19 protein-coding genes are annotated in these 18,890 nt (G+C 69.8%); 14 read left to right on the forward strand and 5 right to left on the reverse strand.

Features of this window, described 5'->3' with window-relative positions; genetic code table 11:
* Positions 1-4: 4 nt before the first annotated feature.
* The 3 genes from ACFYRY_RS26585 (at position 5) to ACFYRY_RS26595 (ending at position 2,879) form a co-directional block, all read left to right on the forward strand.
* Positions 5-1,255, forward strand: a complete 1,251-nt coding sequence (locus tag ACFYRY_RS26585) for a sensor histidine kinase (protein ID WP_389150559.1) — start codon at positions 5-7, stop codon at positions 1,253-1,255.
* A 405-nt stretch (positions 1,256-1,660) separates the two neighbouring features.
* Complete coding sequence (locus tag ACFYRY_RS26590; RefSeq protein ID WP_005481602.1) at positions 1,661-1,957, forward strand: DUF4193 domain-containing protein; 297 nt, start codon at positions 1,661-1,663, stop codon at positions 1,955-1,957.
* 13 nt (positions 1,958-1,970) lie between these two features.
* On the forward strand, positions 1,971-2,879 hold the full coding sequence (locus tag ACFYRY_RS26595) for a hypothetical protein (RefSeq protein ID WP_389150561.1): 909 nt from the start codon (positions 1,971-1,973) through the stop codon (positions 2,877-2,879).
* Between the two features lie 17 nt (positions 2,880-2,896).
* On the opposite strand, the gene ACFYRY_RS26600 is transcribed toward ACFYRY_RS26595, so the two are convergent.
* A complete protein-coding gene (locus tag ACFYRY_RS26600; protein ID WP_389150564.1) occupies positions 2,897-3,358 on the reverse strand; it encodes a DUF3093 domain-containing protein in 462 nt (153 codons plus the stop codon).
* A gap of 58 nt (positions 3,359-3,416) precedes the next feature.
* On the opposite strand from ACFYRY_RS26600, the gene ACFYRY_RS26605 reads away from it, so the two are divergent.
* The 7 genes from ACFYRY_RS26605 (at position 3,417) to ACFYRY_RS26635 (ending at position 10,254) form a co-directional block, all read left to right on the forward strand.
* Positions 3,417-4,001 carry a PaaI family thioesterase gene (locus ACFYRY_RS26605; protein ID WP_389150567.1) on the forward strand — a complete coding sequence of 195 codons (585 nt, stop codon included), beginning with the start codon at positions 3,417-3,419 and terminating at the stop codon, positions 3,999-4,001.
* Complete coding sequence (dut, locus tag ACFYRY_RS26610; protein ID WP_389150570.1) at positions 3,998-4,558, forward strand: dUTP diphosphatase; 561 nt, start codon at positions 3,998-4,000, stop codon at positions 4,556-4,558. Before ACFYRY_RS26605 ends, dut begins: the two co-directional genes overlap by 4 nt.
* A 1-nt stretch (position 4,559) precedes the next feature.
* Positions 4,560-5,321, forward strand: a complete 762-nt coding sequence (locus tag ACFYRY_RS26615) for a DUF3710 domain-containing protein (protein WP_389150573.1) — start codon at positions 4,560-4,562, stop codon at positions 5,319-5,321.
* A 399-nt stretch (positions 5,322-5,720) separates the two neighbouring features.
* Positions 5,721-8,267, forward strand: coding sequence for an ATP-binding protein (locus ACFYRY_RS26620; RefSeq protein ID WP_389150575.1), 2,547 nt, complete (start codon positions 5,721-5,723; stop codon positions 8,265-8,267).
* A complete protein-coding gene (locus ACFYRY_RS26625; protein ID WP_389150578.1) occupies positions 8,261-8,977 on the forward strand; it encodes a response regulator in 717 nt (238 codons plus the stop codon). Before ACFYRY_RS26620 ends, ACFYRY_RS26625 begins: the two co-directional genes overlap by 7 nt.
* 98 nt (positions 8,978-9,075) lie before the next feature.
* Positions 9,076-9,474 (forward strand): OB-fold nucleic acid binding domain-containing protein, encoded by a 399-nt coding sequence (locus tag ACFYRY_RS26630; RefSeq protein WP_356762710.1) that lies wholly within the window; start codon positions 9,076-9,078, stop codon positions 9,472-9,474.
* Between the two features lie 3 nt (positions 9,475-9,477).
* Positions 9,478-10,254: a DUF3159 domain-containing protein gene (locus ACFYRY_RS26635; protein WP_389150582.1), complete on the forward strand. Its 777-nt coding sequence runs from the start codon at positions 9,478-9,480 to the stop codon at positions 10,252-10,254.
* Positions 10,255-10,371: 117 nt separating this feature from the next.
* Here the strand turns inward: ACFYRY_RS26635 and ACFYRY_RS26640 are convergent, their stop codons facing one another.
* From ACFYRY_RS26640 to ACFYRY_RS26650, 3 genes are all read right to left on the reverse strand, one after another.
* Complete coding sequence (locus tag ACFYRY_RS26640; RefSeq protein WP_356762714.1) at positions 10,372-11,049, reverse strand: TrkA family potassium uptake protein; 678 nt, start codon at positions 11,047-11,049, stop codon at positions 10,372-10,374.
* Positions 11,049-11,720 (reverse strand): TrkA family potassium uptake protein, encoded by a 672-nt coding sequence (locus ACFYRY_RS26645; RefSeq protein ID WP_356762716.1) that lies wholly within the window; start codon positions 11,718-11,720, stop codon positions 11,049-11,051. The genes ACFYRY_RS26640 and ACFYRY_RS26645 overlap by 1 nt, the downstream gene beginning before the upstream one ends.
* A gap of 139 nt (positions 11,721-11,859) precedes the next feature.
* Positions 11,860-11,994 carry a hypothetical protein gene (locus ACFYRY_RS26650; protein WP_389151670.1) on the reverse strand — a complete coding sequence of 45 codons (135 nt, stop codon included), beginning with the start codon at positions 11,992-11,994 and terminating at the stop codon, positions 11,860-11,862.
* Between the two features lie 124 nt (positions 11,995-12,118).
* Here ACFYRY_RS26650 and ACFYRY_RS26655 point away from each other — a divergent pair, with 124 nt between their 5' ends.
* Positions 12,119-14,167, forward strand: coding sequence for an APC family permease (locus tag ACFYRY_RS26655; protein WP_389150586.1), 2,049 nt, complete (start codon positions 12,119-12,121; stop codon positions 14,165-14,167).
* 75 nt (positions 14,168-14,242) lie between these two features.
* The gene (locus ACFYRY_RS26660; RefSeq protein WP_389150589.1) at positions 14,243-15,595 is read left to right on the forward strand and encodes a class I SAM-dependent RNA methyltransferase; all 1,353 of its coding nucleotides are present in this window, start codon (positions 14,243-14,245) and stop codon (positions 15,593-15,595) included.
* 151 nt (positions 15,596-15,746) lie between these two features.
* Here the strand turns inward: ACFYRY_RS26660 and ACFYRY_RS26665 are convergent, their stop codons facing one another.
* Entirely contained in the window at positions 15,747-16,430 is a 684-nt protein-coding gene (locus ACFYRY_RS26665; RefSeq protein WP_389150591.1) for a GntR family transcriptional regulator, read from the reverse strand.
* A gap of 32 nt (positions 16,431-16,462) precedes the next feature.
* Here ACFYRY_RS26665 and ACFYRY_RS26670 point away from each other — a divergent pair, with 32 nt between their 5' ends.
* Complete coding sequence (locus ACFYRY_RS26670) at positions 16,463-17,287, forward strand: enolase C-terminal domain-like protein (protein ID WP_389150593.1); 825 nt, start codon at positions 16,463-16,465, stop codon at positions 17,285-17,287.
* Between the two features lie 177 nt (positions 17,288-17,464).
* Entirely contained in the window at positions 17,465-18,805 is a 1,341-nt protein-coding gene (locus tag ACFYRY_RS26675) for a cation:dicarboxylate symporter family transporter (protein WP_389150596.1), read from the forward strand.
* Positions 18,806-18,890: the final 85 nt, after the last annotated feature.

The raw sequence follows: 18,890 nt of genomic DNA on the forward strand, positions 1-18,890 counted from the left end.
GCCCGTGGCCGCGACCCCGGCGCCTCCCCAGGCGCCCCCGAAGCCCACCTGGGACCCCCGCAGGCCGGAGCCGCCCTTCCCGTGGCTGCGCCCGACCATCCGCATAAGGCTCACGCTGCTGTACGGCGGGATGTTCCTGATCGCCGGCATCCTGCTGCTGTCGATCATCTACCTGCTGGCGGCGCAGGCCGTGAACACGGGCAACGCGCCGCTGTTCAAGATCGTCGACGGTTCGAACATCGGCGTCACCAGTGCGGACTGCCCCGCGGTCAACGGTGTGAACAAGGTCCCCCTCGACACGTTCAACGACGCGATCAGCGAGTGCATCGACCACCAGCGCCAGGTCGCCCTGGACAACCTGCTCAGCCGCTCGCTCCTGGCCCTGCTCGGCCTCGCGATCATCGCCTTCGCCTTCGGTTACGCGATGGCCGGCCGGGTCCTGTCGCCGCTGGGCCGGATCACCCGCACCGCGCGCGCGGTGGCGGGCTCGGACCTGTCCCGCCGTATCGAGCTGGACGGCCCGGACGACGAGCTCAAGGAGCTCGCCGACACCTTCGACGACATGCTGGAGCGACTGCAACGGGCGTTCACGGCCCAGCAGCGCTTCGTCGGCAACGCCTCGCACGAGCTGAGGACCCCGCTCGCGATCAACCGCACCCTCCTCGAGGTGCACCTGTCCGATCCGGGCGCACCGGTCGAGCTCCAGCAGCTCGGCAAGACGCTGCTGGCCACCAACGAGCGCAGCGAGCAGCTCGTCGAGGGCCTGCTGCTGCTGGCCCGCAGCGACAACCAGATCGTCGAGCGCAAGCCGGTGGACCTCGCGGAGGTCGCCGAGCAGGCCGTCGACCAGGTGCACGGCGAGGCCGAGGCCAAGGGCGTGGTGATCCGTGGGGAGCAGAAGACCGCGGTCGTCCAGGGCAACGGCGTACTGCTGGAGCGGATCGCCCTGAACCTGGTGCAGAACGCCGTGCGGTACAACGTGCCCGAGGGCGGCTGGGTCGAGGTGACCACAGAGGTGCAGCACGGTCAGGCGCTGCTGGTGGTGTCCAACACGGGCCCGGTGGTGCCGGCGTACGAGATCGACAATCTCTTCGAGCCCTTCCGGCGATTGCGTACGGAACGAACGGGCAGCGACAAGGGTGTGGGCCTGGGACTGTCCATCGTCCGGTCGGTGGCCCGGGCGCATGGCGGGCACATCTCGGCTCGGCCACGCGAAGGAGGTGGGCTCGTGATGCGGGTGACCCTTCCCGTCTGAGATCATGACCCCCGCACCTGGACCGAGAGACGGGGATGTTCGCTTTGCGCGGAATTTTCACGGCGCTGATCGAGTACTCCAGTGTGTGATCGATCACAAAGGCGATTTTCTGGCTATCTACTCTCCGTGATCACGAATACGGGCGGAAAGTCGGGAAAATCCGGGTTTTCTGGGGCCTTGATCACGGGAAGTACACGGTGAGACGCCTTTGTAGTGCGGGATTCGGACCGTGTACGGTCCCGATCGCCATCCAACCCGATCACTCAACAGGAGTCCGGTTGGGTGTCGATTGAGTAACAGACCTTGATGTGAGGCAAAATCTCCGCCTCAGGTCGGGCACAAGTCCGGCCTCTCACGCGTTACGTGCGCTGGAGACACCGCAGACACCCAGAGGGGGAGAGCGACATGGCAACCGACTACGACACCCCACGCAAGACCGACGACGACGTCGACTCGGACAGCCTTGAAGAACTGAAGGCCCGCCGGAACGACAAGTCGACCTCGGCCGTGGACGTCGACGAATTCGAGGCCGCCGAGGGACTTGAACTGCCCGGCGCGGACCTTTCCAACGAGGAGCTGGCAGTCCGGGTGCTGCCGAAGCAGCAGGACGAGTTCACCTGCATGAGCTGCTTCCTGGTCCACCACCGCAGCCAGTTGGCCCGGGAGAAGAACGGTCAGCCGATCTGCCGCGACTGCGACTGAGGACGGGTCGGCCGTGACTGGCTCGACCCCTCCCCGGAAGCGCCGCTTCCTCCCGTGGGGAGCGGACTCGGTGCCGTCCGATGGACGGCACGGCGCGCGTGACGACGAGCGGGGCTCATCCGAAAGGGGATCGGCCTCGCTCGAACCGACAACCGACCGGCCCGACTTCCCGGCGCCGGTGGAGATTCCCGCGCCCGTCGCACGGCGGCGGGCCGCGGAGATCCGGGACAAGGCCCGGGAAGGCGTCCGCAAGAGCGGCAGCCGCGCCAAGGCGGCGTTGGGACACCTCGCTGACCGCATCATCGACATAGCCCCGCGGATCCCCGTACGCGACCTCGCGACGCTGCGCGCGCAGTTCCCCGGGCTCGGGCCCGAGGAGCTCGCGGACAGGCTCGTGGCGGGCGCCTCGACCGCGACGGCGACGGTCGGAGCGGGGATCGGCGCGGCGGCGATGCTGCCGGTGCCGCCCGCGATGCCCACAGAACTGGCCGCCGAGATCACCGGCGTGGCGGCGATCGAGCTGAAGCTGATCGCCGAACTCCACGAGGTCTACGGCCTTCGGCCGCCCGGCGGTCTGAAAGAGCGGTCCACCGCGTATCTCGAGTCCTGGTCGGGCGAGCGCGGAATCGACGTGACCAAACCGTCGTCCGTCAGCACGGCGGTGAACGGCCCGCTCAAGCAGCAACTGCGGCAGCAGATCATGAAGCGGATGGTGCGTGATCTGCCGAACCTGATGCCGTTCATGGTGGGCGCGGCCGTCGGAGCGGTCATGAATCACCGGGACACCCGCAAACTCGCCCAGCGCATCCGGGCCGACCTGCGCAGAAGGCAGGTGCCGTGGGACGCCCTGCCGGAACTGCCGCCGCTGGAGACGCCACCGGATCCGCTGGCGATGGGGGTCGTACCGAAACAGCTCGGGTGACGCCTCGGCCGGGTGTGCTAGGCCGCCGCCCGCGCGGCCTTCAGCGCCTCCGCCAGCCGCTCCGGCTCACGCGTCGACAGGTACAGGTACGGCGTCGGGTCCTCGGGGTCCGTGACCTCCACGCGCAGCGCGGTGGGGATGTAGGCACGCAGCAGCAGGAAGGCCCTGGTGTCGGCCTTGTAGGTGCGCCAGGCGCTCGCCTCCGCCGCGTCCAGCACCTCCGCCTCGCCCAGCGCCGACACTGGGATCTTCGCCTCGCCCGCGATCAGGAAGCCGCCCTGGACCCGGATGCGCAACGAGCCGTACGCGCTGGCCACGACCGCCGCCACGGCGGTGCCGCCGACCAGGCCGCCGAGCATCGGCAGGGTGCCGAAGGGCAGCAGGATCAGGGCCATCGAGACCCCCACCAGGAAGGAGATCAACCACCAGGTGCGCGGGGTGGTGAGGCGTTCTTCGTACGGGGCCGCGGAGAGCTGCATGAAACCAAGCTTGGCACGGTGTCCGGAAGGCGCCGACGCGCGGGTAAGGTCTGCGGCTGTGAGTCGTATTTCCGCCGCTGTTGAGCCACCCGCCGACGCCGTGAGGCCGGTGCGTCATCCTGACGCGCCCGCGCCCGGTGAGCTGCTGGGCGAGCACTACGGCCAGTGCTTCGGCTGCGGCGGCGAACAGTCCCACGGACTGCACCTCCGGGCGCGGGCCGGCGAGGGGGTGACGGTGACCGCGGAGTTCACCGTGCGCCCCGCGCACCAGGGAGCTCCGGGCCTCGCGCACGGCGGGGTGCTCGCCACCGCCCTGGACGAGGTCCTCGGATCGCTGAACTGGCTGCTGCGGACGATCGCCGTGACCGGGCGGCTGGAGACCGACTTCGTGCGGCCGGTCCCGGTGGACACCGTGCTGTACCTGGAGGCCGAGGTGACAGCCGTGGCCGGACGGAAGATCTTCTCCGCCGCCACCGGTCGGATCGGCGGCCCCGACGGGCCCCTCGCCATCCGTGCCGACGCCCTTTTCATCGAGGTGGAGGTCGGCCACTTCATCGACCACGGCCGTCCGAAGGAGATCCGGGCCGCCATGAACGACCCGGACCAGACCCGGCGTGCCCGCGCCTTCGAGGTGAACCCGTGAGCCGTGAGCCCCGTCAAGAACTCGCCGTGCTGATCCGGCGCGTCGACCCGGACGTACCGCTTCCGGGGTACGCGCACCCCGGTGACGCGGGAGCCGATCTGCGCACCACCGAGAGCTGTGAACTGAAGCCGGGGGAGCGGGCCGTACTGCCCACCGGAGTGTCTGTGGCGCTCCCGGAGGGGTACGCGGCGTTCGTGCACCCGCGTTCCGGTCTCGCCGCCCGTTGCGGTGTCGCTCTGGTGAATGCCCCGGGGACGGTTGATGCCGGGTACCGTGGGGAGATCAAGGTGATCGTGGTGAATCTCGACCCGCGCGAGTCCGTGCGGTTCGAGCGCTTCGACCGGATTGCCCAACTGGTTGTCCAGCAGGTCGAGAAGGTCCGCTTCCAGGAGGTCGCGGAGCTTCCCGGCTCGGCACGGGCCGAGGGGGGCTTCGGGTCCACCGGAGGTCATGCCGCGGTGGACGACGGGAGCGGCACAAGTGGTCATGTCGCCGTGGGCGGCGCGACGGGTGGGAATCGATACGCTTCGGTCGTATCCGACCGGGAAGGACAGTGACGTGTTCGGACGTCGCAAGAAGAAGGGTGCCGCCGAGGACGCGGCCGGCGAGGCCGAGCAGGTCGTCGACAGCGTCGACGCTGAGGCGGACGAGGCAGAGGGCACGCGTGAGCGCGTGCGGCTCGAACCGGAGCCGCGGCCGGACGGGCCGTGGGACAGCACCGAGGTACGTGACCCGGCCGAGGGCCGGGTGGACCTGGGCGGTCTGTTCGTGCCGGGCGTCGAAGGCATGGAACTGCGGGTCGAGGTCGCGGGCGACGCGATCGTCGCGGCGACCGTCGTGCTGCGCGACAGCGCCATCCAGCTGCAGGCCTTCGCCGCTCCCAAGCGTGAGGGAATCTGGGGCGAGGTGCGCGAGGAGATCGGTTCGGGCATCACCCAGCAGGGCGGCATCGTCGACGAGGTCGAGGGGCCGCTGGGCTGGGAGCTCCGCGCGCAGGTGCCGGTGCAGCTGCCGGACGGCACGGGCGGCTTCCAGGTGGTGCGGTTCGTCGGTGTGGACGGTGCCCGCTGGTTCCTGCGCGGGGTGATCTCGGGTCAGGGCGCGGTGCAGCCGCAGGCGGCCGGTCTGCTGGAGCAGATCTTCCGGGACACGGTCGTGGTCCGCGGCGAGGGCCCGATGGCGCCCCGCGACCCGATCGTCCTGAAGCTGCCGAACGACGCCCAGATGGTTCCCGAGGGCGTCCAGCAGGAGGAGGGTTCCCGCTTCTCCGGTGGCATGGGACAGCTGCAGCGCGGCCCGGAGATCACCGAGGTGCGCTGAGCGTCGTAGGCAGGTTCCACGGCACGTGCGGGGCGTGACGCCGGGCCCGTCGTGAAGTCAGGAGGCCGCATCCCCGCCCCGGGGATGCGGCCCTTTTCGTGCGGGAACCACGAGCTGCCCCGAAGCGTTGACCTGCCGGACGCCGCCTGAGACAGCCGGCGTCCGGGACACGGGGGAGGAACGCGTCGAGCTCCTGCCGTCCCTGCGCCGAGACCGGTCACTGGAGCTGCCGAGAGCCGTCAAGGGAAGATCGTCGAGGGATGACCGCCTCCCCGTAGGACCCGGCGTCAGGGTTGCGTCAAAGACGGCCTCCGGGCCGCTCCCGGCCTCATTTGTCGCGATTATTGGCCGTAAGGTCGACGCTGCGCAGTCAGGCGGGACCCGGAAGACAATGAGGCCATGGGACGCGGCAAGCTTCGGATCTACCTCGGTGCGGCACCGGGCGTCGGCAAGACCTACGCGATGCTGTCCGAGGCGCACCGCCGTGTCGAACGCGGTACCGACTGCGTGGTCGCCTTCGTGGAGCACCATGACCGGCAGCGTACCGAGGTGATGCTGCACGGCCTGGAGCAGATCCCCCGCAGGGAGCTGGATTACCGGGGTGGCACGTTCACCGAGATGGACGTCGACGCCGTCATCGCCAGACGGCCCGAGGTCGCGCTCGTGGACGAACTCGCCCACACCAACATCCCCGGCTCCCGCAACGCCAAGCGCTGGCAGGACGTGGCGGAGCTGCTGGCCGCCGGGATCGACGTGGTCAGCACCGTCAACATCCAGCACCTGGAGTCGCTGGGGGACGTCGTCGAGTCGATAACGGGCGTACGTCAGCAGGAGACCGTGCCGGACGAGGTGGTGCGGCGGGCGGACCAGATCGAGCTGGTCGACATGTCGCCACAGGCGCTGCGCCGACGGATGGCGCACGGCAACATCTACCAGCCGGACAAGGTCGACGCGGCCCTGTCGAACTACTTCCGGCCCGGGAACCTCACCGCGCTGCGGGAACTGGCGCTGCTGTGGGTGGCCGACCGGGTCGACGAGTACCTCAAGCAGTACCGCAGCGAGCACCGGGTCTCGAAGATCTGGGGCTCACGCGAGCGGATCGTGGTCGGCCTGACCGGCGGCCCCGAAGGGCGGACGCTGATCCGCCGTGCCGCGCGGCTCGCGGAGAAGGGCGCCGGCGGCGAGGTGCTGGCGGTCTACATAGCCCGCAGCGACGGGCTGACCTCGGCCTCGCCCAAGGAACTCGCCGTGCAGCGCACCCTCGTCGAGGACCTGGGCGGCACCTTCCACCATGTGGTGGGCGACGACATTCCGGCCGCGCTGCTGGACTTCGCGCGTGGCGTGAACGCCACCCAGATCATCCTCGGCTCCTCGCGCCGCAAGGCCTGGCAGTACGTGTTCGGACCGGGCGTCGGCGCCACCGTGGCCCGGGAGTCGGGACCCGACCTCGACGTGCACATCGTCACCCACGAGGAGGTCGCCAAGGGGCGCGGACTGCCCGTGACCCGGGGCGCGCGACTGGGCAGGGCCCGGATCCTGTGGGGCTGGCTGATCGGCGTGGGCGGCCCGGCGGTCATGGCCTTCCTGCTCAACGTGGTGGACCTCGGCCTCGCCAACGACATGCTGCTGTTCCTCGCGGTGACGGTGGCGGCGGCCCTGCTCGGCGGGCTCCTTCCGGCGCTGGCCTCGGCCGCAGTCGGATCCCTGCTGCTCAACTACTTCTACACACCGCCCCTGCACCGCTGGACCATCGCCGACCCGAAGAACATCGTCGCCATCGTGATCTTCGTCGGGGTCGGCATCTCGGTGGCCTCCGTCGTCGATCTCGCCGCCCGCCGCACCCACCAGGCGGCCAGACTGCGGGCCGAGTCGGAGATCCTGTCCTTCCTCGCGGGCAACGTGCTGCGCGGTGAGACCGGGCTGGAGGAACTCCTGGAGCGGGTCCGGGAGACCTTCGGCATGGAGTCGGCGGCCCTCCTGGAACGGGCGAACGACGTCGACCCGTGGATCTGCGCCAGCCGGGCCGGGCTGGGGCGGCCCGTGGAGCGGCCCGAGGACGCGGACGTCGACGTTCCGGTCGGGGACCATCTGGCGCTCGCGCTGACCGGCCGGGTGCTGCCCGCCGAGGACCGCCGGGTGCTGGCAGCTTTCGCCGCCCAGGCGGCCGTCGTGCTCGACCGCAGCAGGCTCCAGGAGGAGGCCGACCGGGCGCGGGCGCTCGCCGAGGGCAACCGGATCCGCACCGCGCTGCTGGCCGCCGTCAGCCATGACCTGCGGACACCGCTGGCCGGGATCAAGGCCGCGGTCTCGTCGCTGCGGTCCGAGGACGTGGAGTGGTCCGAGGAGGACCGGGCCGAGCTGCTGGAGGGCATCGAGGACGGTGCCGACCGGCTCGACCACCTGGTGGGCAATCTGCTGGACATGTCCCGCCTGCAGACCGGCACGGTCGCCCCGCTGATCCGGGAGATCGACCTCGACGAGGTGGTGCCGATGGCGCTCGGCGGAGTGCCCGAGGGCAGCGCCGACCTGGACATTCCGGAGACGCTGCCCATGGTCGCGGTGGATCCCGGGCTGCTGGAGCGGTCGGTGGCCAACCTGGTGGAGAACGGCGTCAAGTACAGCCCGGCCGGCCGGCCCGTCCTGGTGTCCGCCAGCGCCATCGCCGACCGCGTCGAGGTCCGGGTGGTCGACCGCGGGCCGGGAGTCCCGGACGCGGCCAAGGAACGTATATTCGAGCCCTTCCAGCGCTACGGTGACGCACCGCGCGGGGCCGGAGTGGGACTGGGGCTCGCCGTGGCACGCGGGTTCGCGGAGGCCATGGGCGGCACGCTGGACGCCGAGGACACGCCCGGGGGTGGCCTCACCATGGTGCTCACGCTCCCGGCGGCCGGATCGGCCCCGGAGCTTCTCCAGCCGGCGGAACCAGAAAGGCGGGTCACATGGTGAGCCTCAGCGGGGGGACTCCCCAGCCCCCCACGCGGGTGCTGGTCATCGACGACGAGCCGCAGATCGTGCGCGCCCTCGTGATCAACCTCAAGGCACGTCGGTACGAGGTCGACTCGGCGCACGACGGAGCCACCGCCCTCCAGGTCGCCGCCGCCCGCCACCCGGACGTGGTGGTGCTCGACCTGGGCCTGCCCGACATGGACGGCGTCGAGGTGATCAAGGGGCTGCGCGGCTGGACCCGGGTGCCGATCCTGGTGCTGTCCGCGCGGCACTCCTCCGACGAGAAGGTCGAGGCACTGGACGCGGGCGCCGACGACTACGTCACCAAGCCCTTCGGCATGGACGAGCTGCTGGCCAGGCTGCGGGCCGCCGTCCGGCGCGCCGAGCCCAACGGGGGCGGCGAGGACGAGGCACTGGTGGAGACCGACGAGTTCACCGTCGACCTGGCCGCGAAGAAGGTCCAGCGGCACGGCAGGGACGTCCGGCTGACGCCCACGGAGTGGCATCTGCTGGAGGTGCTGGTGCGCAACGACGGCCGGTTGGTCAGCCAGAAGCAGCTGCTGCAGGAGGTGTGGGGACCGTCGTACGGGACGGAGACGAACTATCTGCGGGTGTACATGGCGCAACTGCGCAGAAAGCTGGAAGCGGACCCGTCGCATCCGAAGCACTTCATCACGGAGCCGGGGATGGGGTATCGGTTCGAGCAGTGAGCGGAGAGGGGGCCGGGGGTCCGGGGGGCGGGGCACACCGGTTCGAGGCCCGGGGTCGCGGGTACGTAGCTGTCGGTGGGCCCCGGTACGCTTCAGATATGAGTCCTGTTCCTCGTTCCGAGAAGCCGGCGGGCCGGTTCCGGCGCATGCTCGACCGGCTTTCCTCGTCGCAGGAGGACCTCGAGTCCGAGGAGCTGCGGGAGGATGCCGCGACCGCCGGATGCACCCGGATCGGTGACTGTCACGACCGCCAGGTCGTCACGGTTACTGGTACCTTGCGCACGGTCACTCTGCGGCCGCGCGCGGGAGTTCCCGCTCTGGAGGCCGAGCTGTTCGACGGCACCGCCGCCCTGGACGTGGTGTGGCTCGGCAGACGCTCCATAGTGGGCATAGAGCCGGGCCGCAAGCTGATCGCCTCCGGGCGGATCTCGATGAGCCGTGGCCGCCGAGTGCTGTTCAATCCGAAGTACGAACTGAGACCCCTCGGTAGGGAGTAGCCGGTGACGTCGCTCGACAAGCCGACCCAAGACACGGAGCAGGACGCACGGGCGGTGACGGAGGCCGCGCTGTTCGAGGCGTTCGGCGGCGTGCGGGGCATGGTCGAGACGGTGCTGCCCGGCCTGCTGTTCGTCACCATCTACACGATCAACAAGGACCTGCACCTGTCGGCGATCGCCGCGCTCGCTGTGTCCTTGCTGCTGGTCGTGGTCCGCCTGGTGATGCGGGACACCGTCAAGCACGCCTTCAGCGGTGTCTTCGGCGTGGCCTTCGGCGTCGTCTTCGCGATGATGACCGGCAACGCCAAGGACTTCTACCTGCCCGGCATGCTCTACACGCTGGGCCTCGGGCTGGCGTACATCATCACCACGCTGTGCGGCGTCCCGCTGATCGGGCTCATCCTCGGGCCCGTCTTCAAGGAGAACCTCTCCTGGCGCACCCGCAACCCGGGACGCAAGAAGGCCTATGCGAAGGCCAGTTGGGCCTGGGGGCTGATCCTGCTGGCCAAGTGCGCGGTTCTCTTCCCGCTGTACTGGTGGGCCGACACGACGCAGCTGGGCTGGGTGCTGATCGCGCTGAAGATCCCGCCCTTCCTGCTGGCCGTCTGGCTGACCTGGGTCTTCCTGGCGAAGGCCCCCGCCCCCATCGACGTGTTCGCGGAGATGGAGGCGGAGGAGAAGGCCGCGGAGGAGAGGGCCGCCCAGGAGAGGACCGCCCAGGAGAGGACCGCCGCCGCGGGGAGCGAGCCGAACGCGGGACGGCACCGCCGGGAGGCATAGCTCCCGCCGCAGAGCAGGGAGTTCCCGGCTCAGAGCAGCGATGAGTAAAAAAGGTGAGCAAAAAAGGGGCGCCCTGGATTCCCAGGGCGCCCCTTCTCGTCGTCACAGACGAAGGGATCAGCTCGGCGCTTCCTCCCGGCGGACCGACAGCAGGTCCTCCAGCTGCTCCTCGCGGGCCTGCGCGGCCACGAAGAGGAGTTCGTCGCCCGCCTCCAGGGAGTCCTCCTGGGTCGGGGTGAGGACCCGGGTGCCGCGGATGATGGTGACCAGGGAGGTGTCCTCCGGCCACTCCACGTCGCCCACCTGCGTGCCGGCCAGGGCCGACTCCTCGGGCAGGGTCAGTTCGACGAGGTTCGCGTCGCCGTGGCTGAAGCGGAGCAGACGGACCAGGTCGCCGACGCTGACCGCCTCCTCCACCAGGGCCGACATCAGGCGGGGAGTCGACACGGCGACATCCACGCCCCAGGACTCGTTGAACAGCCACTCGTTCTTCGGGTTGTTCACCCGGGCGACGACGCGCGGGACGCCGTACTCCGTCTTCGCCAGCAGTGAGACGACCAGGTTGACCTTGTCGTCGCCGGTCGCGGCGATCACGACGTTGCAGCGCTGCAGCGCGGCCTCGTCCAGGGACGTGATCTCGCAGGCGTCGGCGAGCAGCCACTCCGCCTGCGGGACGCGCTCGACGGAGATGGCGGTCGGCGCCTTGTCGATGAGAAGGACCTCGTGGCCGTTCTCCAGCAGTTCGCCCGCGATCGAACGCCCGACCGCGCCGGCACCGGCAATGGCGACCCTCATCAGTGACCGCCCTCCTCTTCGGGACCCTTGGCGAACGCCGCCTCGACCTTGTCGACCTCGTCGGTGCGCATCATCACGTGCACCAGGTCCCCCTCCTGCAGCACCGTCTGCGAGGAGGGCAGCATCGCCTCACCGAGCCGGGTCAGGAACGCCACCCGTACCCCGGTCTCCTCCTGGAGCCGGCTGATCCGCTGGCCCACCCAGGACGCGGAGGCGTGCACCTCGGCCAGCTGCACACCACCGGTGGGGTCACGCCACAGCGGCTCCGCGCCCGAGGGCAGCAGCCTGCGCAGCATCTGGTCGGCCGTCCAGCGGACCGTGGCCACGGTCGGGATGCCGAGGCGCTGGTAGACCTCGGCGCGCCGGGGGTCGTAGATCCGGGCCGCGACGTTCTCGATCCCGAACATCTCGCGGGCCACTCGCGCGGCGATGATGTTCGAGTTGTCGCCGCTGGACACCGCGGCGAACGCCCCGGCCTCCTCGATGCCCGCCTCGCGCAGGGTGTCCTGGTCGAAGCCGACGCCGGTGACGCGGCGGCCCCCGAACCCGGAGCCCAGTCGTCGGAAGGCGGTGGGGTCATGGTCGATCACGGCGACCGTGTGCCCCTGTTGCTCCAGGGTCTGGGCGAGAGCGGAACCCACTCTCCCGCAGCCCATGATGACGATGTGCACGACCGTCCTTCCGGTGTCAAGAGTTACTGCTCAGCCACATCAGGGTCTCAGACAGAGGCCAAAGCTACACACGCGCGGTAGGACGGCGGCACCCCCCTGCGCGGTTGCCCGCTGTCCCACCTTCCCCTTCCGGGGCGGTTCAGCGGCGGCTGATGCTGCGGACGCTCGCCAGCGTCAGGATACCGACGCCGATGAGCGTGGCTGCGGCGCCGATCAGCTCCGCGGTCGCGTGCATGGAACCTCCGAGGGTGGGGTGGCAGGCGGGGTTTGTCATATAGACATGGAGATCGTCGTGGGTGGGGAATCCGCAGCGTGCGCCCGCCTCCAATTCACCCAGGAGGCAGAAGAGGGGTGGGCGGGTGGGCGACCTCGTGTTCGACGGCCTACGATCCTCTGTTGTGTCCAAACTGACCGACGTGCCCAAGCGGATCCTGATCGGGCGCGCACTGCGCAGTGATCGGCTGGGGGAAACGCTCCTGCCGAAGCGCATCGCCCTCCCCGTCTTCGCCTCCGACCCGCTGTCCTCCGTGGCGTACGCGCCGGGAGAGGTGCTGCTGGTCCTGTCCATCGCGGGCGTGTCGGCGTACCACTTCAGCCCCTGGATCGCCGTGGCGGTCGTGGTGCTGATGTTCACCGTGGTCGCCTCCTACCGGCAGAACGTGCACGCCTACCCGAGCGGTGGCGGTGACTACGAGGTGGCCACCACCAACCTCGGGCCCAAGGCCGGGCTCACGGTCGCGAGCGCGCTGCTCGTCGACTACGTCCTGACCGTGGCCGTGTCCATCGCCTCCGGCATCGAGAACCTCGGCTCCGCCGTGCCCTTCGTGGTCGAGAACAAGGTGCTCTGCGCGGTCGGGGTGATCGTGCTGCTGACCCTGATGAACCTGCGCGGGGTCCGGGAGTCGGGCACGCTGTTCGCGATTCCCACGTACGTCTTCGTCACCGGCGTCTTCCTCATGATCGCGTGGGGTGCCTTCCGCGGGCTGGTGCTCGACGACACCATGCGGGCACCGACCGCCGACTACCAGATCAAGCCCGAACACCAGGGCCTGGCGGGCTTCGCCCTGGTCTTCCTGCTGCTGCGGGCCTTCTCCTCCGGCTGTGCCGCGCTCACCGGCGTCGAGGCGATCTCCAACGGCGTCCCGGCGTTCCGCAAGCCCAAGTCGAAGAACGCGGCGACCACCCTCGCGATGATGGGCCTGCTCGCCGTCACCATGTTCTGCGGCATCATCGCGCTGGCCGCGGCCACCAAGGTCCGCATGGCCGAGAACCCGGCCACCGACCTCATCCACAACGGCAGCCCGATCGGCGCCGGCTATGTGCAGAACCCGGTGATCTCCCAGGTCGCCGAGGCGGTCTTCGGCAAGGGCAGTTTCCTGTTCATCGTCCTGGCCGCCGCCACCGCGCTGGTGCTGTTCCTGGCCGCGAACACCGCGTACAACGGCTTCCCGCTGCTCGGCTCGATCCTCGCCCAGGACCGCTACCTGCCCCGCCAGTTGCACACCCGCGGTGACCGCCTGGCCTTCTCCAACGGCATCGTGCTGCTGGCGGGCACGGCCATGCTCCTCGTCGTGATCTACGGCGCCGACTCGACCCGGCTGATCCAGCTCTACATCGTCGGCGTGTTCGTGTCGTTCACGCTCAGCCAGACCGGCATGGTCCGCCACTGGAACCGTCATCTGGCCACCGAGAAGGACCCGATGGTACGCCGTCACATGGTCCGCTCCCGGGCGATCAACGCCTTCGGCGCCTTCTTCACCGGCCTGGTGCTGGTCGTCGTCCTCGTCACCAAGTTCACCCACGGCGCGTGGGTCGCGCTGCTCGGCATGGTGATCTTCTACGCGACGATGACGGCCATCCGTAAGCACTACGACCGGGTGGCCGAGGAGATCGCCGCTCCCGAGGGCCCGAGCGACGACCTGGTCCGGCCGTCCCGGGTCCACTCGGTGGTCCTGATCTCCAGGATCCACCGGCCGACGCTGCGGGCGCTGGCGTACGCCAAGCTGCTGCGCTCGGACACCCTGGAGGCGCTCAGCGTCAACGTCGACCCGGCGGAGACCAAGGCGCTGCGCGAGGAGTGGGAGCGGCGCGGGATCGACGTACCGCTGAAGGTGCTCGACTCGCCGTACCGCGAGATCACGCGGCCGATCATCGAGTACGTGAAGAGCCTGCGCAAGGAGTCGCCGCGGGACGCGGTGTCCGTGATCATCCCGGAGTACGTGGTCGGGCACTGGTACGAGCATCTGCTGCACAACCAGAGCGCTCTCAGGCTCAAGGGCCGGCTGCTGTTCACGCCGGGGATCATGGTGACGTCGGTGCCCTACCAGCTGGAGTCGTCGGAGGCCGCGCGGAAGCGGGCACGCAGGCGGCAGGAGTGGAGCGCGCCGGGTGCGGTGCGACGTGGGCCGGCGCACGAGCGGCCGAAGGAGCCGAGCGCGAAGAAATGACCTGTCCGCTCAGCACGTAGACTGGTCGGCTGTTGTCCGGCTGTATCTCTCTTGACGTTGTGGAGTCACCCCGCCATGCAGGCAGAACCGAACCAACCGCAGGCGGGAAAGTCGGCGGTGTCGCTGGTGGGGGAGGAGTACGAGGTCGAGGTCGGCCCCGTCGCCCACGGGGGCCACTGCATCGCCCGCACCGACGAAGGGCAGGTGCTGTTCGTCCGGCACACGCTCCCCGGTGAGCGGGTCGTCGCCCGGGTGACCGAGGGCGAGGAGGGCGCGCGGTTCCTGCGTGCGGACGCGGTGTCGGTGGTCACGGCCTCCAAGGACCGGATCGAGGCGCCCTGCCCGTACGCCGGCCCCGGCCGCTGCGGCGGCTGCGACTGGCAGCACGCCAAGCCGGGCGCCCAGCGCCGGCTCAAGGGCGAGGTCGTCGCCGAGCAGTTGCAGCGCCTCGCCGGTCTCACGCCGGAGGAGGCCGGCTGGGACGGCACCGTGATGCCGGCCGAGGGCGACAAGCTCCCGGCGGGCCAGGTGCCGCAGTGGCGGACCCGCGTGCAGTACGCGGTGGACGCCGACGGCAATGCCGGGCTGCGGCGCCACCGCTCGCACGAGGTCGAGCCCGTCGAGCACTGCATGATCGCGGCGCCGGGCGTCAGCGAACTGGGCATCGAGGAACGCGACTGGTCCGGGATGGCGTCCGTCGACGCGATCGCCGCGACCGGCTCCCAGGACCGCATGGTGATCCTCGAACCCCGGCCCGGCGCCCGCCTGCCCCTGGTCGAGCTCGAACGACCCGCCTCCGTCATGCGCGTCGAGGAGCACGACGGCGGCATCCACCGCGTCCACGGCCGCGCGTTCGTCCGCGAGCGCGCCGACGGCCGGACCTACCGCGTCGGCAGCGGCGGCTTCTGGCAGGTTCACCCGCAGGCCGCCGACACCCTCGTCAAGGCGGTCATGCAGGGCCTGTTGCCGCGCAAGGGCGACATGGCACTGGACCTGTACTGCGGCGTCGGCCTCTTCGCCGGCGCCCTCGCCGACCGCCTCGGCGAGAAGGGCGCGGTCCTCGGCATCGAGTCCGGCAAACGCGCCGTCGAGGACGCCCGGCACAACCTCGCCGCCTTCGACCGGGTACGCATCGAACAGGGCAAGGTCGAGTCGGTCCTCCCGCGCACCGGCATCACCGAGGTCGACCTCATCGTCCTGGACCCGCCGCGCGCGGGCGCCGGCAAGAAGACGGTCGAACACCTGGCGTCGCTCGGAGCGCGCCGGATCGCGTACGTCGCCTGCGATCCGGCGGCGCTGGCGCGGGACATCGGGTACTTCCGGGACGGCGGGTACAAGGTGCGGTCGCTGCGGGCGTTCGATCTGTTTCCGATGACGCATCATGTGGAGTGCGTGGCGGTTCTTGAGCCTGCTGCAAAAGCGCTCTGACCTGCGGTTTTCTGGGGTTCTCCAGGCATTGCCGGGGGTGCTCGACCTGGGGACCGGATCGAGCCGTTGATGCCGGCCGATCCGGTCCGTGGTCGGCGATGGGTGCGACAGCCATGATCACGACGACGCCGGTCGCCGGGCGCGCCGCGCGTCACGTCACGCGCATGCCCTCGCGGTCTTCGAGGGAGCTGATGGCAGTGGCGGTGAGGCTGTGGGTGATGTGGCCTCGCATCAGCTGGGCGGCTTCGGCGGCACGGCCGTCCACGATGAGGGAGACAAGTTGGTGGTGTTCCTGTAGGTCCCGGGTGCGGGGTTCGTCACCGGGCGGGAGTTCGAGGCCGAGGCGCCGGTAGCGGTCGGACTTGTCCCACAGGTCGTCCAGGAGACGGATGAGGACGTCGTTGTGCGAGGCCCGGTACAGCGCCTGGTGGAAGGCACGGTGGGCCGTGAGTGCCTCTTCCCCCCATTGGCGGGTGACGGGGAGGAGCTTGTCGACGGCGGCCTGCATGGTGGCGATGTCGTCGTCGGTGCGTCGCTGGGCGGCGAGTTCGGCGGCGGTCGGGTCCAGGGACAGACGGACTTCGAAAAGCTGGCGGGCCTCGTTCGAGTTCATGACAGAGACCCGGACGTCGCGGTGGGTCTCGACGGTGACGAGCCCCTCGCTGCTGAGGCGGCGGATGGCCTCGCGCAGCGGCGTGATGCTCATGTTGAGGGACTCGGCGAGGTCGTACTGGGCGAGCCGTGACCCGGCAGGAAGAGTCCCGAAGAGGATCCGATCGCGGAGTTCCGCGTAGGCGAGGTCGCTCTTGCTGAAGAACAGGTTCTGTCCTGCCATGGCCCCCTGACCGTTCCTTTCCGGAGCTTCCCATGGCCTTGTTCGACCTGGCTTCCAAGATCGAGGGCAAGCCGCTGTACCGGTATCTGTCCGAGCGCTACGGCGACGGGCAGCCCGACGACTCCGTCTTCGTCTACGCCGCCGGCGGTTACTACGCCCCGGGCAAGACCCTCACGGACCTTCAGGACGAGATGCGCGGCTTCCTCGACCTGGGATACGACGTCGTCAAGATGAAGATCGGCGGCGCGGACCTGGTGGAGGACCTGCGCCGTATCGAGGGCGTCATCGACGTCCTGGACGGCGACGGCTCCCGGCTGGCTGTCGACGTCAACGGCCGCTTCGACCTGAACACGGCCCTGGAGTACGGGCGGGCCATCGAGCCCTATGGGCTGTTCTGGTACGAGGAGATCGGCGACCCGCTCGACTACCACCTCAACGCCACCGTCGCCGAGTACTACACCGGCTCCATCGCGACAGGCGAGAACCTCTTCTCCCTCCAGGACGCCCGCAACCTGATCCGCTACGGCGGCCTGCGCCCCGACCGCGACACCATCCAGGTCGACCCCGCGCTCTCCTACGGCCTGGTGGAGTACCTGCGCATCCAGGACATGCTCCGCCAGCACGGCTGGTCATCCAGGCGCTGCATCCCGCACGGCGGGCACCAGTTCTCCCTGCACATCGCAGCCGCCCTCAAGCTCGGCGGCAACGAGTCCTACCCGGGCGAGTTCCAGCCCACCGGAGGCTTCGCCGACGACGCCGTCGTCGAGAAGAGCCGCGTCGGCCTGACCGAGACCCCCGGCATCGGCTTCGAGAGCAAGGCCGCCTTCCACAAGGTGCTGCGCGCCCTGCACAGCTGACCGCCACCCCACCGCGGACGCGCCCGCCACCGGACGGGCGCCGTCGGCCGGCGCCGCCGGACAGGGCCGGATAGGGGCGCCACACACGAGATCGGGGGCGCGCGAGCCGCGTCGCGTCCCTCGCGACCCCCCACGGGACAGGGCTACACACGATCGTCGTGCAAGGGAGCACCAACAATGGCAAGCACCACCACCGCCGGCCGCCCGCAGCGGTCACGGCTGAGCCGTCTCATACGGGAGCTGTGGTTCCAGGTCGTACTGGCCGCCGTCCTCGGCATCGCCGTCGGCATCCTGGCGCCCGGAGTTGGTGAGGACCTGAAGCCGCTCAACGACTGGTTCATCGCGCTGGTCAAGATGATCGTGATCCCGGTCGTCTTCTGCGTGGTCACCACCGGCATCGCCTCCATGGACAACCTGCGCAAGGCGGGCCGGATCGGTGTGAAGGCGATCGGCTACTTCCTGGTGCTGTCCCTGGTGTCCATGCTGATCGGGCTGGTCGTCGCCAACATCTTCCAGCCCGGCTCCGGCCTGCACGTCGACCCCTCGTCACTGAACACCGACGACGTGCCCAAGACCGCCACCGAGCACGCCACCTTCACCGGCTTCGTCTCCTCCCTCATCCCCGCCTCCCTGCTGGGCGCGATCACCGGGGACGCGATCCTGTCCGCGCTGATGGTCTCGATCGTCTTCGGTGTGGCCCTGAACATGGCCGGCGAGGAAGGGGCACCGCTGACCCGCGGCATCAAGGCGCTGTCGGACGTCGTCTTCCGCATCGTGGGCTGGGTGATGCGGCTCGCGCCCTTGGGAACCTTCGGAGCCCTGGCCACCGTGGTCGCCACCTACGGCGCCGAGAGCCTCAAACAGCTCGGCTACCTCATCATCCTGTTCACCGCGACCTGCATCATCTACGTCCTGGTCGTCCTCGGCGCCATCATGCGGGCCTGCCGCCTGAGCCTGTTCGGCCTCATGCGCTTCCTCAAGGCCGAACTGCTCGTCGCCCTCAGCACCTGTTCCAGCGAGGCCGTCCTGCCCCAGCTGGTACGCAAACTGGAGATCCTCGGCATCGGCCGGCCCGTGGTCGGCATCGTCATCCCCTCCGGGTTCTCCTTCAACCTGGACGGCTCCGCGGTCTACCTCACGATGGCCTCGCTCTTCCTGGCCCAGGCCATGGGCATCGACCTGTCCTGGCAGCAGCAGCTGATCATGGTGGGCGTCATGATGCTCACGAGCAAGGGCACCGCCGGGATCGCGGGCGGCGCGTTCATCGTCCTCGCCAGCACCGTCACCGCGGTCGGCCACATCCCGCTCGCCGCCCTCTCCCTCATCGTGGGCATCGACCGCATCCTCAACGAGGGCCGCGTCTTCATCAACGTCCTCGGCAACGCCGTCGCCACCATCGTGATCGGCAAGTGGGAGAACGACTTCGACACCGAACAGGCCCGCAAGGTCCTGCACTCCCGCCCCACCACGCCGCCGCAGGCCGACTTGGACACCGCCAAGGTCGGCGCCGACACGTAGCCGTGCCCCTCGACTGCAGTCACGTGCGCTGTCGTTGCCTTGTCAACAAGCCGCGCCGACCGCCGGGCCTGCGGGGACGCCGGGG

Origin of the sequence: Streptomyces sp. NPDC005263 (assembly GCF_042872365.1) — a bacterium.
Classification (GTDB): Bacteria; Actinomycetota; Actinomycetes; order Streptomycetales; family Streptomycetaceae; genus Streptomyces.

Bases quoted from the DNA above. Each gene is read 5' to 3' on its own strand.
- ACFYRY_RS26590 (WP_005481602.1), top strand. From the start codon at position 1,661: ATGGCAACCGACTACGACACCCCACGCAAGACCGACGACGACGTCGAC.
- ACFYRY_RS26600 (WP_389150564.1), bottom strand. From the start codon at position 3,358: ATGCAGCTCTCCGCGGCCCCGTACGAAGAACGCCTCACCACCCCGCGC.
- ACFYRY_RS26620 (WP_389150575.1), top strand. From the start codon at position 5,721: ATGGGACGCGGCAAGCTTCGGATCTACCTCGGTGCGGCACCGGGCGTC.
- ACFYRY_RS26625 (WP_389150578.1), top strand. From the start codon at position 8,261: ATGGTGAGCCTCAGCGGGGGGACTCCCCAGCCCCCCACGCGGGTGCTG.
- ACFYRY_RS26630 (WP_356762710.1), top strand. From the start codon at position 9,076: ATGAGTCCTGTTCCTCGTTCCGAGAAGCCGGCGGGCCGGTTCCGGCGC.
- ACFYRY_RS26640 (WP_356762714.1), bottom strand. From the start codon at position 11,049: ATGAGGGTCGCCATTGCCGGTGCCGGCGCGGTCGGGCGTTCGATCGCG.
- ACFYRY_RS26650 (WP_389151670.1), bottom strand. From the start codon at position 11,994: ATGACAAACCCCGCCTGCCACCCCACCCTCGGAGGTTCCATGCACGCG.
- ACFYRY_RS26660 (WP_389150589.1), top strand. From the start codon at position 14,243: ATGCAGGCAGAACCGAACCAACCGCAGGCGGGAAAGTCGGCGGTGTCG.
- ACFYRY_RS26665 (WP_389150591.1), bottom strand. From the start codon at position 16,430: ATGGCAGGACAGAACCTGTTCTTCAGCAAGAGCGACCTCGCCTACGCG.
- ACFYRY_RS26670 (WP_389150593.1), top strand. From the start codon at position 16,463: ATGGCCTTGTTCGACCTGGCTTCCAAGATCGAGGGCAAGCCGCTGTAC.
- ACFYRY_RS26675 (WP_389150596.1), top strand. From the start codon at position 17,465: ATGGCAAGCACCACCACCGCCGGCCGCCCGCAGCGGTCACGGCTGAGC.